The 12,034-nt window shown below is 73.1% G+C and carries 12 protein-coding genes; 4 read left to right on the top strand and 8 right to left on the bottom strand.

Translation table 11 applies throughout. From position 1 onward, the window contains the following. The 3 genes from NQU54_RS31595 to NQU54_RS31605 all read right to left on the bottom strand — a co-directional run. Window positions 1–1,641: GAF domain-containing protein (locus tag NQU54_RS31595; RefSeq protein ID WP_257634011.1), on the bottom strand; the 1,641-nt coding region annotated here is incomplete at its 3' end. 281 nt (window positions 1,642–1,922) lie between these two features. After that, window positions 1,923–2,729, bottom strand: a complete 807-nt coding sequence (locus NQU54_RS31600) for a 3-hydroxybutyrate dehydrogenase (protein WP_257634012.1) — start codon at window positions 2,727–2,729, stop codon at window positions 1,923–1,925. Window positions 2,730–2,784: 55 nt separating this feature from the next. After that, window positions 2,785–3,264, bottom strand: coding sequence for an NUDIX hydrolase (locus NQU54_RS31605; protein ID WP_257634013.1), 480 nt, complete (start codon window positions 3,262–3,264; stop codon window positions 2,785–2,787). Window positions 3,265–3,467: 203 nt separating this feature from the next. Between NQU54_RS31605 and NQU54_RS31610 the strand changes: the two genes are divergently transcribed. After that, window positions 3,468–4,493, top strand: a complete 1,026-nt coding sequence (locus tag NQU54_RS31610) for an O-antigen ligase family protein (protein ID WP_257634014.1) — start codon at window positions 3,468–3,470, stop codon at window positions 4,491–4,493. A 110-nt stretch (window positions 4,494–4,603) separates the two neighbouring features. Here the strand turns inward: NQU54_RS31610 and NQU54_RS31615 are convergent, their stop codons facing one another. Further along, entirely contained in the window at window positions 4,604–5,161 is a 558-nt protein-coding gene (locus NQU54_RS31615) for a hypothetical protein (RefSeq protein WP_257634015.1), read from the bottom strand. Window positions 5,162–5,259: 98 nt separating this feature from the next. Then, entirely contained in the window at window positions 5,260–6,054 is a 795-nt protein-coding gene (locus NQU54_RS31620) for a glutamate racemase (RefSeq protein ID WP_147968461.1), read from the bottom strand. Between the two features lie 68 nt (window positions 6,055–6,122). Between NQU54_RS31620 and NQU54_RS31625 the strand changes: the two genes are divergently transcribed. Then, the gene (locus NQU54_RS31625; protein ID WP_102933761.1) at window positions 6,123–7,337 is read left to right on the top strand and encodes a glycosyltransferase; all 1,215 of its coding nucleotides are present in this window, start codon (window positions 6,123–6,125) and stop codon (window positions 7,335–7,337) included. Window positions 7,338–7,362: 25 nt separating this feature from the next. On the opposite strand, the gene NQU54_RS31630 is transcribed toward NQU54_RS31625, so the two are convergent. Continuing rightward, entirely contained in the window at window positions 7,363–8,784 is a 1,422-nt protein-coding gene (locus tag NQU54_RS31630) for a TerD family protein (RefSeq protein WP_257634016.1), read from the bottom strand. Between the two features lie 239 nt (window positions 8,785–9,023). Between NQU54_RS31630 and NQU54_RS31635 the strand changes: the two genes are divergently transcribed. Next, window positions 9,024–9,524 (top strand): DUF6643 family protein, encoded by a 501-nt coding sequence (locus NQU54_RS31635; RefSeq protein ID WP_257634017.1) that lies wholly within the window; start codon window positions 9,024–9,026, stop codon window positions 9,522–9,524. 450 nt (window positions 9,525–9,974) lie between these two features. On the opposite strand, the gene NQU54_RS31640 is transcribed toward NQU54_RS31635, so the two are convergent. Both NQU54_RS31640 and NQU54_RS31645 read right to left on the bottom strand, forming a co-directional pair. Further along, on the bottom strand, window positions 9,975–10,682 hold the full coding sequence (locus NQU54_RS31640) for a response regulator (protein WP_069871527.1): 708 nt from the start codon (window positions 10,680–10,682) through the stop codon (window positions 9,975–9,977). Window positions 10,683–10,790: 108 nt separating this feature from the next. Then, complete coding sequence (locus NQU54_RS31645) at window positions 10,791–11,240, bottom strand: Crp/Fnr family transcriptional regulator (protein WP_069871321.1); 450 nt, start codon at window positions 11,238–11,240, stop codon at window positions 10,791–10,793. Window positions 11,241–11,502: 262 nt separating this feature from the next. On the opposite strand from NQU54_RS31645, the gene NQU54_RS31650 reads away from it, so the two are divergent. After that, the gene (locus NQU54_RS31650; RefSeq protein WP_069871319.1) at window positions 11,503–11,964 is read left to right on the top strand and encodes an ATP-binding protein; all 462 of its coding nucleotides are present in this window, start codon (window positions 11,503–11,505) and stop codon (window positions 11,962–11,964) included. The last annotated feature ends 70 nt before the right edge of the window (window positions 11,965–12,034 follow it).

Here is a 12,034-nt window from a genome sequence, read left to right on the forward strand (position 1 = left end):
GGGGCGGCGGGGCCGGGCACCCCGGCCGCCCCCGGGCGGGGGGGGGGTGGGGGGGGGGAGGGCGTCGGCGGTGTCGCCCTGGGCCAGCGGCAGCAGCAGAACGGTGCCGCCGTCGCGGGCGGCGGCCAGACCGTGCCGGGTGGCCGCCAGATGGGACGCGGCGGACCACAGCCGACGGCGGCCCGCGGCGTCCTCTGCGGGGGCGCCGCCGGGTCCGCCTCCGGGCCCGGCTCCTGGTGTGCCGCCGGGCCCGCCTCCGGATGCCCCGCCGGGACCGCTCGCGCGTGCGCTGCCGGGACCGCTCGCGGGTGCGGTGCCGGGTCCGCCTCCGGGTGTGGTGCCCGGCCCGCTTCCGGGTGCCCCGCCGGGGCCGGCGGCGGGCGTACCGGTGTCCGGGGCCTCGATGCCCGCGGCAAGCACCACATGGGGCGTGTCCAGGTCCGCCCGGAGCCGCGCGGCGCGCTCGCGCAGCAGCCGGGGCTCACGGTCGGGAGCGTCGAGCAGGTCGTCCAGGAGCTCACCGCGCACCCGCTGCTCGGCCTCACCCGCCGAGCGGCGGGCGAGCTGCAACAGCGAGGTGACCATGGCGGCGCGCTCCAGGGTGCGCTGGTCCATGGGGTCGAGCCGGGGGTGGCCGCGCAGTACGAGCGCGCCGAGCAGTTCGCCACCCGCCGAGACGGCGGCGACCCAGTCCTCCTCGCCGTCGCGCACCGCGTGGCCATCGGCCCGGGACCGGTCGACGGCCGCCGCGGGCGCCTCGTCGGTCTCGAGGAACTCCACGGAGCCGCTGAGCACCTCGGCCAGCGCGTCCGCCACGTCGTGCACCCCGCCACCGCGCAGCACCAGCTCGGTGAGCCGGTCATGGACGTCGGAGGCGCGCTCGATGACCCGGCTGCGGTCCCGGATGATCTCGTTGGCCGCCTCCAGTTCGGCGAGCGCCGTACGGGTCTCGGCGAGCAGATGGGCGGTGTCGATGGCCACGGCCGCGTGAGCGGCGAACGAGCCGAGCAGCGCGATCTGCTCGCGTTCGAACACCCTGGCCCTGCGGTCGGCCGCGAACAGCACACCGATGACACCGCTGCCCAGTAGCAGCGGCACCCCGAGGATGGCGACGAGCCCCTCGTCCCTGACGCCCGCGTCGATGGCGTGCGTGTGCTGGAACCGCGGATCGTCGAAGTAGCTCTCGGTCACATAGGGGCGGGCGGTCTGGGCCACCAGACCGCCGAGCCCCTCCCCCATGCCGAGCCGCAACTGCTGGAAGCGGGCCGAGACCGAACCGTCGGTGACCCTCATATAGGTGTCACCGGCCGTCGGATCGTTGAGCGTCAGATACGCGACCTCGGTGCCCAGCAGGGAGCGGGCGCGCTGGACGATGGCCTGGAGCACCGCGTCCAGATCGCGCAGCCCCGCCAGATCGTGGGCGGTCTCGAAGAGCGCGGAGAGCTCGGCCTCGCGGCGCCGTCGCCCCTCCAGCTCACCGCGCACCCGCAGGGCGAGCAGCTTGGCGCGCTCCAGGGCCGCCAGCAGGTCGGCCGGAGCCTTGTCGGCGCGGGCGCGCAGCACCGGGCGCTCATACGCCTCGGCGGGCGCGCCGCGTACGAGGAGTTCCAGGTAGGGGGCCTCCGGCCGGTCGTCGGGCATGGTCACAGGCATACTCCCGCCGGACGCGGCGGCGCCAGCCGTAGGGCGGCCCGGTGTCCTTTCGAGGGGGCGGCCGGGCAAGAGGCGGTCCGATGGCTGAGCCAATGAGCCACCATCCCGCCCGTCTGGCAGTGGCTGAGCCACTGAGCCGCTCGCCCGCCCGTCCGGCAGTGGCTGAGCCAATCGGCCACCATCCGCCGGTGGCTCAGCCAATCGGCCTTCATGGCCCAGTGGCTCGGCCAATCGGCCTTCACCGGCCGAAGAACCATCCGATGAGCCGCTCAGTGGGCGGTCCATCCGCCGTCCATGCTGAGCGAGGCACCGGTGACGAAGGACGCATGCGGACCGCAGAGATACGCGACGGCCTCGGCGACCTCCTCGGGTTCGACCAGCCGCTTGACCGCCGAATCGGCCAGCATCACATCGGAGACCACCCGCTCCGGCGAGATCCCGTGGGCCTCGGCCTGGTCGGCGATCTGCCGCTCGACGAGCGGGGTGCGCACATAGCCGGGGTTGACGCAATTGGAGGTCACCCCGTGCGCCGCGCCCTCCAGGGCGGCGACCTTGGACAGCCCCTCCAGACCGTGTTTGGCGGCCACATAGGCCGACTTGTAGGGGGAGGCGCGCAGCCCGTGCACCGAGGAGATGTTCACGATCCGGCCCCAGCCCCGCGCGTACATATGCGGCAGCGCGCCGCGCACCAGCCGGAACGGGGCCTCGAGCATCACGGTGAGCACCCGGGAGAACACCTCGGGCGGAAAGTCCTCGATGGGCCGGACGAGTTGGAGCCCGGCGTTGTTGACCAGGATGTCGATGCCGGCGGCGGCCCGTTCGGCGGCGTCGAGGTCGGTGAGGTCCAGGGGGTGGGCCTCGACCTGGCCGGGCAGTCCGGCGGCCGCGTCGACCAGGTCGGTGAGGCCCTCGGCGTCCAGGTCGACGGCCCGCACCCGCGCCCCGGCGGTGGCCAGCCGCAGTGTGCAGGCCCGGCCGATGCCCCCGGCGGCGCCCGTGACGAGTGCGGTACGGCAGGACAGATCGGGGCCGTCGGACGGCCGGGGGCCGGGGCCCGGTGTGGTGGACGCGCTCATGAGTGGCACATTAGGCAGCCATCGTGCCCGGACCGATGTGGGGGCGGCACATACTTCACTCCGCGACGATGGGCTCGAACCATGTCGGGCCGTCCTCGAGCGCCTGCTTGATGCGGGACAGGGAGAAGTCCTCCATCTCGGGCAGCGCGTCGAGTGGGAACCAGCCGACGTCCAGCGACTCGTCGTCGTTCACCCGCGCCTCGCCGCCGACCGCGCGGCAGCGGAAGCAGACGTCCACGAACTGGCACTTGTCGTCGTTGGGGTAGGTCACCGGGGCCAGGGTCCGTACGAGCACGATGCGTTCGGGGACACAGCGCACCGCGGTCTCCTCCTCCACCTCGCGGACCACCGCCGTGGCAGGCTGCTCACCGGGCTCGGGGATACCGCAGATGATCGTCCAGCGGCCGTTGTCGGCCCGGCGGCCCAGCAGCACCCGGCCCTGGTCGTCGAAGACCACGGCGCTCACGCCCGGCAGATAGAGCAGTTGGTGACCGATGGAGGCCCTGAGGTCACGGATGAAGTCGGGGGTCGGCATGGGCCGAGGGTATCGGGCGGAAAAGGGGGCGCGCGCGGCGGCCGCACGGCGCCCTCCACGGCGGGCGTTTCACCACCGACGCATCGTTTCTGCGCACCATATACACATTCCTTACGACAAGCGCTACGGTTTCGGGTGTCATGGCTCGCACGGCGGCCGTAAGGCCGTCGGTGCGGTGCCCGTCACGACGGGGGGTCGGCGGGATGACGTCATCAGTGGTGGAGCCTGTCGTACAGGACCACGGCAGACCGGCCGACGGCTGCGCCGGCGCGGCCGACATCGCGGGGGTTCTGATCCTGGCCGGCTGCGCGGTCTGGGCCCTGATCGCGGCCATGGGGCGGCCCGCCCGCCCCGAGGGGGTGCTGCTCGCCGTGCTGGCGGTGGCCGCCGGTTACGCCTGCGGCCGGATCGCCGGATCGCTGCTGCCGGTCGCCTCGACGGCGGCCGCCGGGCTCGCGGGATTCGGCCTGGCCTGCGCCTCGCCGTACGGGCTCGCCGACCATGAGGGGCCGGGCGCGGCCCAGCTCACCCTGGCCACAGGCGCGATCTGCTGCGCGGCCTGGGCCGCCCCGCGGGTCCTCCGCCCGGCGCTGTGGCTGCTGGCCGCGGCGATCACGCTGACGGCCGTGGTGGGCGGCTCGACGGCGGGCTCCGTGGCGAGCGGCGCCGTGCTGGTGTGCTCGCTCGCCGCCGCCCGGCCGCGGCGGCGGCTGCCCGCGCTCGCGGCGTGCGCGCTGGTCGCGGCGGTCGCGGTCGGCGGCACCTGGGCGGTGGCCAAGGACGCGGTCCCCGGCGGGCTGGCGCCCGCCCTGCGCGACCACCTCACCGAGCACCGGATCCGGCTATGGCAGGACGCCGCCCGCATCGAGGAGACGGACCCGCTGCGCGGTGCGGGCCCGGACCGCTTCGGCGAGCTGAGCCCCGCGGTGGCCCAGCCACAGGACCAGGAGGCCAAGCCCCATTCGGCGCCGCTTCAGCAGGCGGCCGGTCAGGGGCTGCCGGGGGTGGCGCTGCTGGGCGCCGCCTTCGCCTGGATGCTGCACGCCCTGTGGTGCTCCCCACGCCCCACTCCGGTGGTCCTTACGGCGGCCGCGACGCTCACGGCCCTGGCCGTCGAGTCCTGTCTGGGCAACGCCCTCAGCTTCTCCCAGGTCACCGCGGGGGCGGGCCTCCTCGCCGGGCTGGCGACGGCCCGCCGTCTGGACCAGACCCCGGGAACGGTGCCATGAGCCCCGGCACGGCTCGCGAATACCCGTCGCCTCAAAGAGAACGCGGGCCTCGAAAGCCGCGAATGAGAACGCAGGGGACGCATCCCCTGAAAGGGGGACATGGGCACCGGCTAGACCTGAGAGGTGCGCGCCGCGATCAGCCGCAGCCGGTCGCGGATGACCCGGACCGCGGCCTCCGCGTCATCCACCGTGACCGTGAAGACGCGGCCGTCCCCGAGGCGGACCACCAGGCCCTCGCCCCGGCGCACCACCACCGCCGTGCCCTTCTCGGGGCGCCAGCGGTAGCCCCAGCCGCCCCACTGGCAGGGGGTGACCTTGTGGGCCACATCGGCGTGGACCACATCGCTGAGCGGGATACGGCGGCGTGGGAGCCCCATATGGCCGCAGCGGATCTCCAGCACCTCGTCGTCGACCCGTACCGCCACATGAACGAAGGCGAGGGTGCCGAAGAGCATCAGCAGCCCGGCGGCCACACAGCCGATGACGGCCATCAGCAGCGGGGCGATGCCCGAACCCCATGGGGAGTCGACGGCGAGGTCGACACCGAGCGCCAGGCACGCGGCCCCCGCCACGGCCAGCAGCCACTGCACGCGGTTGTGGGCCCGTCCGGTCCAGACCGCGGGCGGCTGCCCGTGGGCCGTCGGCTCTCCGTGGTCGTGGTGCCTCATGCTTGGCAGCGTACCCACCTTCCGGCACCGCGGCAGCAGGGCGGATGAATCCGCTGGTGAAGAGCGGTTCGGTCAGCTCACCGCACGAGGCGTTCCGGTCAACCGCGGGCCGGTGCGACGGGTGCCAGCAGCACTCCCTCGGCATAGGTCAGGGCGGCGTCCGGCAAGGCAGCCTCGTCCCCGCTGAGGATGACCGTCAGACCGCCCGGGGTGACGGGGCCGTCCGGCGGGAAGGGATCGGCGCCGATCCGGCGCAGGGCCTGGGCGGCGACGGCCCCGGCCGAGCCGTGGAGGACGATCGGCGGTGCGTCCGGCCGCTGCACGGCGGCCCGGATGCGGTCGGCGACCAGTTCGTAATGGGTGCAGCCCAGGACGACGGTCGTTACGTCGCGGGGGGTGCGGGCCGCCGCGACGGCCACCGCGGCGTCGATCCCCTCGGTGTCGGCGTGCTGCACCGCGTCCGCGAGCCCCGGGCACGCCACCTCGGTCACCTCGACGCCGTCCGCGAAGTCGCGGATCAGTCCGCGCTGGTACGGGCTGCCGGTGGTGGCCGGGGTGGCCCAGATCGCGATCGGCCCTCCCCCGGCCGCCGCGGGCTTGATGGCGGGCACGGTCCCGATCACCGGCAGCCCGGGCTCCAGCTCGGCGCGCAGCGCGGGCAGGGCGTGGACGGAGGCGGTGTTGCAGGCGACGATCAGCGCGTCCGGGCGGTGCGCGGCGGCGGCCCGGGCGCAGCCCAGGGCGCGTTCGGTGACGTCCTCGGGAGTGCGCGGCCCCCACGGCATGGTGGCGGGGTCGGAGGAGAGGACGAGATCGGCGTCCGGTCGCAGTCGGCGCATCGCGGCGGCGGTGGGCAAGAGCCCGATTCCGGAGTCCATAAGCGCGATCTTCACCCGGTCACTTTAAGGGATCGGTCCGGTGCGCCCGACGGCCGGGCGGACCTTCGGGCAGACTTCGGCGGGTGAGCGCGCTGATGTGGATCGCCGCCGGGTCGTTGGCCGCGTGGCTGTGGCTGCTGCTGGGCCAGGGCTTCTTCTGGCGTACGGACGTCCGGCTGCCCCGGACCGGCCCGGGCGGCTCAGGGCCGCCGGAGCCCGCGGCATGGCCCTCGGTGGCCGTCGTGGTGCCCGCCCGGGACGAGTCCGCGGTGCTGCCGGCGAGCCTGCCCTCGCTGCTCGCCCAGGACTATCCGGGGCCGGCGGAGATCTTCCTGATCGACGACGGCAGCTCGGACGGCACCGGAAAGCTGGCCCGTCAACTGGCCGACGAGTACGGCGGGCTGCCGCTGACCGTCGACTCCCCCGGCGAACCCGGCCCCGGCTGGACGGGCAAGCTGTGGGCGGTGCGGCACGGCATGGCGCTCGCCACGACCCGTCTCGCCGCCGACCGTAAGGACGACGGCGGCGTGGACTATCTGCTGCTGACGGACGCCGACATCGCACATGAGCCGGACTCGCTGCGGGAGTTGGTGCGCGCGGCCGAGGCGAACGGGCTGGATCTGGTCTCCCAGATGGCACGGCTGAGGGTGGCGACCTACTGGGAGCGGCTGATCGTGCCGGCCTTCGTCTACTTCTTCGCGCAGCTGTACCCCTTTCGGTGGGTCAACCGGCCCCGGGGGCGGACCGCGGCGGCCGCGGGCGGCTGTGTGCTGCTGCGCCGGGAGGCCGCCGAGCGGGCCGGTGTCCCGGAGGCGATCCGTCAGTCGGTCATCGACGACGTGGCGCTGGCCCGCGTGGTGAAACGGTCCGGCGGACGGATCTGGCTGGGGCTGGCCGACCGGGTCGACAGTGTGCGGCCGTATCCACGGCTGGGCGAGCTGTGGCGGATGGTCTCGCGCAGCGCGTACACCCAGCTGCGCCACAATCCGCTGCTGTTGCTGGTGACGGTCGCTGGGCTGGCGGTGGTGTATCTCGTACCGCCCGCGGCCGTGGCCGCCGGGGCGCTGACCGGGCGGCCCGCTCCGCTGGCGATGGGCGCCGCCGCCTGGGCCCTCATGGCGGGCACCTACATCCCGATGCTGCGCTACTACCGGCAGACCCTGTGGCTGGCGCCGCTGCTGCCCCTGACGGCCCTTCTCTACCTCCTGATGACCGTGGACTCGGCGGTGCGGCACCACCTCGGGCAGGGCGCGGCCTGGAAGGGGCGCAGCTACGCCCGCCCCAGCGCCGCGCCCTGATGGCCGCGCCCCGTACGCCGGGGCTTCACTTGCGGCCGGGGGTCCAGTTCATGCCCCAGCCGTAGGTGTGGTCCAGGGTGCGCTGCGGGCTGACACCGCGCTGCGGCACCAGATAGCGGGCCTCGCGCTGCACGACGAGCTCACTGCCGGTGTTGGTGATGAGCGCGAGCGCGCAGACCGGCGACTGGACGGTGCACTCGTCGAGCGAGAAGTCGATCGGGGCGCCGAACTGCGGCTGGAGGGTGACCGTGGCGTCCAGGTTGGCGAAGCTGCGGGCGCCCTCGTAGATGGTCACGAAGACCAGGATCCGGCGGAACGACTGCTGGTGGTCCAGGTTGATGGTGAGGTTCTCACCGGCCGCCCGGGCGCCGGTCCGGTCGTCGGCGTCCAGCTGGATGAAGGGCGGCTGGTGCAGTGAGCCGAAGGAGTTGCCGAGCGCCTGGACCACGCCCTTGCTGCCGTCGGCGAGTTCGAACAGCGCCCCCAGATCGAGATCGAGATCGTTGTGCATGGCCATGGCCTTGCCCAGCTTGGAGGCCCACCCCGAGAACTGCTTGTGCACCTGCCAGTTGAGGTTGACCCGCATGGTGCCGGAGGTGCCGCCCTGCTTGGTGAGCGAGACGGCGGGCGCCTCCTTGGTCAGGGTGACCTTGCTGAGGCTCACCGGCGCCGGGGCGGCCGCGGGGTCCGGTGGGGCCGGTGCGGTGGGCGGAGGCGGCGGAAGGGGCGTGGAGGCGGCAGTGGGCGGCGGAGGCGGGTACGCCCCGGCCGGAGGGCCGGACGGCGGCGCGGGTGCGGCGTACGGGCTCTGGGCGGCCGCGTACGGGTTCTGTCCCGCGTACGGGTTCTGCCCGGCGTTCGGCGGGGCGGCGGGGGCGGGCGCCGGGACAGGGGCGGGGACGGCGGGCTGAGCCGGCGCCTGCCGCGGTTCGTCGTCGACGGTGATGCCGAAGTCCGTGGCGAGCCCCGCAAGCCCGCTCTTGTACCCCTGGCCCACCGCGCGGAACTTCCACGCGCCCTGCCTGCGGTACAGCTCGCCGAGGACGAACGCGGTCTCGACCGTGGCGTCCTCGCTGTCGAACCGGGCGATCTCCGCACCGCCCGCCGCGTCCAGCACCCGGATATGCAGCCCGGGGACCTGACCAAACGTTCCCCCATCGGCCGAGCCCGCGAGCACCACGGTGTCGATGGTGGGCTCCATCCGGGCCAGGTCCACCGAAAGGGTGTCGCTCACGGTGTCGCCCGCGGTCCGCTTCCCCTCGTGGCGCACCGCGCCGGAGGAGTGCGCCGCCTGGTTGTAGAAGACGAAGTCCGCGTCGGACCTGACCTTTCCGGACGCCAGCAGCAGCGCCGAGGCGTCCACATCCGGCACCCCAGGTCCCGCGCGCCAGCCGAGCTCGATCCGCACCGCGTCCGCCGGTACTGGCGTATTACCGCCCTTGCGCATGGCCATTTCCGTCCCCCTGCCTCTCTGTTCGCTCGGTCGCCGGGCGGCTCGGCCGCCACATACCGCGGATGGCCCGCGGCAACCCGCTGAAAACGCGCTCTTTACACGATCTCAACGTACCCTGACGACCGATTTTCCCGGGTTAGCTCTGATTGGGGATCCGCGACCACTCCGAACACTGAAAACAACCCTCCTACCGGACTCCCCAATGAGCACATGGTGGGCTTAACTTATGGTCTATGACCTCCCCCCGCAGCACTTACGGTGGCGGCTACTACTCCTCGCCGTCCTTCCCGGACACCCCCATCTACGACAGTCTTGTCGCCGAGCGGGGTACACCGCAGATCGCACCCATCAGAGTGCCGTCGGCCTATGACACCGGAAGTCATCTTCCGGCCCTGCCCTCGGCGCTTCCCGCGCTGCCCGCCGCTCCCTCCCCGCAGCCCATGCACCAGGGGTACCAGCAGCAGGCGCCGCAGCCGACCGGGCTCCAGCAGGCGCACTCGCCCCACATCCCGCCGCAGCCGACGGGACCGCGGGGCTACCCGGGCGCCCAGCAGCCGCAGCAGATGCAGCGCCCCGGGCCGGCCTCGCCCATGGGGTACGAGGCGATGCGCCCGGCCATGACGCGTCCGGCCGCGCCTCGTCCGGCGGCGCCCGCGCCTTCTCCGTACGACGACCCTTACGGCCGTCAGCAGTACCCGGGCGGCCGGTCGCCGCACCCGGGAGGCGGCTACTGACACATGTCGGGAGGTGATGCGACCGGGCCGGTGCCCGGTCGCGGGAAGGGCCGGGCCGGGCCGGATGGGGCATCCCCGTCCGGCCCCTGATCTTTGGCGGCTGTCCGGCCGCTGGGTTCCCGGGGGCCGCCCGCCCCTGACGCTTGAGGGCCGACGCTTGGGGCCCGGCTCCTGAGGGCCTGCCTCTCAACGGGCCCCATTTCGAGGGCCGTTCGGCCCCTCCCCGGCGGCGGAGCGCACCGCGATGCTGGAACCGAGCAGTTCCGCGACCATCTCCACCACCGGGGCGGACCGGGCTCTCACTCCACTGCGGTGATGAGCGCTTCGACCGGCCGCCCGTTCGGCATGGGGCGCGGGGCCGGCATGGGGATCCGGTCTCGCGCTCCAGGCGAAACGCACACCCGGCCACCGTAAGGACGTCATCCGCTCCTGACCGCGCTCTTCACGGGCTCACTGACCCGTTTCGCGCTCCTTCAGCCGCTCGGCGATCACCGCGGCCTGAATGCGCCGCCCCACGCCCAGCTTGGCCAGGATCGAGGAGATGCGGTTCTTGACGGTCTTCTCGGCCAGGAACAGCCGTTCGGCGATCTGCCGGTTGGTCAGCCCGTCGCCGATGAGCTGGAGGATCTCCCGCTCCCGCGGGGACAGGTTCTCCAGCTCCACGGGCCCGCTGGGCGCGGGGCCGCGCAGCCGGGCCATCACCCGGGCGGTGGCGCCGGGGTCGAGCATGGAGCGGCCGTCGGCCACGGTGCGCACCGCGGACACCAGGTCGGACCCGTTGATCTGCTTGAGCACATAGCCCGCGGCCCCGGCCATGATGGCGTCGAACAGCGCCTCGTCGTCGTCGAAGGACGTCAGCATCAGACAGGCGAGATCGGGGAGCCGGGTCCGCAACTCCCGGCAGACCTCGATCCCTTCGTGGTCGCCGCCCTCGCCCGAGGAGCCGAGCCGTACGTCGAGCACCGCGACCCGTGGCCGTACGGCGGGGGCGCGGGCGATGGCCTCGCGGGCATTGGCCGCCTCGCCGACCACCTCGAGATCGGGCTCGGCGTCGAGCAGATCGCGCAGTCCGCGCCGCACCACCTCATGGTCGTCGAGCAGAAAGACCCTGATGGGGCCGTCGGCGTCGGCTGTCTGGGGCACCGGCCTCTCCTCCATGGCGCGCGGGTCGCCGGTCGCGATCCGGCTGCCCAGCTTTACGTTCTGGCGCAAGGAAGCGTAAGGGGCCGTTCGGCCCCGGGCCGCTCTCCGCGCCCGTCGGCCCGATCATGGCGAGATCCCGCCCGCGTACGGCCCGTACAGATCCAGCAGCCGGGTGCGGGCGCTCTGGAGACGGCGCCCGATCACCTGGGCGCAGGCCAGCGCGAGGGCGTAGCCGAGCTCCGGGTCCTCGTCGCACAGCCGGCGAACCGCCTCCGCGTCGAACTCGTGCGCGCGCACCGGGCTGAGCGCCTCCGCGCCCAGATGCCAGGTGTCCGGCGGAAAGAGCCAGGACCAGCCGATGAGCTCTCCCGGCCCGAGGGTCTCGATCACCGCGGCCCGCCGCCCCGGGACATGCAGATCGAGGGTGACCGCGCCGGTGCGGATGATCCAGAAGTGGTCGGCCTTACGGCCCTCCTCGAAGATCCGGCCGCCCGAGGGGAAGGACACATCGTGGGCGAGCGCCATCAGCCGCTCACGGTGTTCGGTCTTCAGCGCGCTCAGAAGTCCCATCATGACCTCACTCCGTCGTCTCCTCTCCCCCCTCACCCTCGGCGGTCACCGTGCGTAAGCGCCGCGCATACGCAGTGTGTGCACGAGCTGTATCTACCAGATGTGCTTACGAGAGGCAGCCGATCCAAAGCGATACACCGGCGAACGGGTATCGATTCACCCTTACCCATTTCCGGTCACGTTTCCGATATGACACGTCATTTATGGTCGTCGTGACCGATGAGACCCCGCTCCCCGTACCCTCGGCTGCTTCACCGACCCTGCGATGTCGCTCGTACTCGTCACCAAACGGGAGGCACTGGTGCTAGCCGACCCTCGTCGTCGGTCCGCCGATCGAGCCGGAGAACACCTGCTCCACCGTCGTTTCACCGCCGAGGAGCTGCCCCGGCTGCGGGTGCAGGTCGAGCGGTGCGCCGCCTGGGCCGGGCTCAGCGAGACCCGCCGCGGGGACTTCGTGCTGGCTGTGGACGAGATCGCCAACAACGCCATCGAGCACGCGGGCGGCACCGGCTCCCTGTTGCTGCGGCGGGTCGGCGACGAGCTGGAGTGCCGGATCAGCGACTCCGGCCCCGGCTTCTCCGAGGACGTCATCCCGCGGATCCTGCCGGGTCTGGACGGCGCGACCAGCGGCCGCGGACTGTGGCTGACCCAGCTGGTCACCGACCGGCTCGCGATCAGCGCGGGGGCGGTGGGCGCCGTGGTGACGCTGGCCATGCGGCTGCGCTGAGTGAGCCGCCGGACTCCCTCGGCGACCGCTTCGGCGGGACAATGGGAAGGGACGTAGCCATGTGCCGGCA

Source organism: Streptomyces malaysiensis subsp. samsunensis (assembly GCF_024519315.1).
GTDB lineage: Bacteria > Actinomycetota > Actinomycetes > Streptomycetales > Streptomycetaceae > Streptomyces > Streptomyces malaysiensis.

What these genes read in the sequence shown, in the direction of transcription:
- NQU54_RS31600 (WP_257634012.1), bottom strand. Translation starts at nt 2,729, where the DNA reads ATGAGCGCGTCCACCACACCGGGCCCCGGCCCCCGGCCGTCCGACGGC.
- NQU54_RS31605 (WP_257634013.1), bottom strand. Translation starts at nt 3,264, where the DNA reads ATGCCGACCCCCGACTTCATCCGTGACCTCAGGGCCTCCATCGGTCAC.
- NQU54_RS31610 (WP_257634014.1), top strand. Translation starts at nt 3,468, where the DNA reads ATGACGTCATCAGTGGTGGAGCCTGTCGTACAGGACCACGGCAGACCG.
- NQU54_RS31615 (WP_257634015.1), bottom strand. Translation starts at nt 5,161, where the DNA reads ATGAGGCACCACGACCACGGAGAGCCGACGGCCCACGGGCAGCCGCCC.
- NQU54_RS31630 (WP_257634016.1), bottom strand. Translation starts at nt 8,784, where the DNA reads ATGCGCAAGGGCGGTAATACGCCAGTACCGGCGGACGCGGTGCGGATC.
- NQU54_RS31635 (WP_257634017.1), top strand. Translation starts at nt 9,024, where the DNA reads ATGACCTCCCCCCGCAGCACTTACGGTGGCGGCTACTACTCCTCGCCG.
- NQU54_RS31640 (WP_069871527.1), bottom strand. Translation starts at nt 10,682, where the DNA reads ATGGAGGAGAGGCCGGTGCCCCAGACAGCCGACGCCGACGGCCCCATC.
- NQU54_RS31645 (WP_069871321.1), bottom strand. Translation starts at nt 11,240, where the DNA reads ATGATGGGACTTCTGAGCGCGCTGAAGACCGAACACCGTGAGCGGCTG.
- NQU54_RS31650 (WP_069871319.1), top strand. Translation starts at nt 11,503, where the DNA reads ATGTCGCTCGTACTCGTCACCAAACGGGAGGCACTGGTGCTAGCCGAC.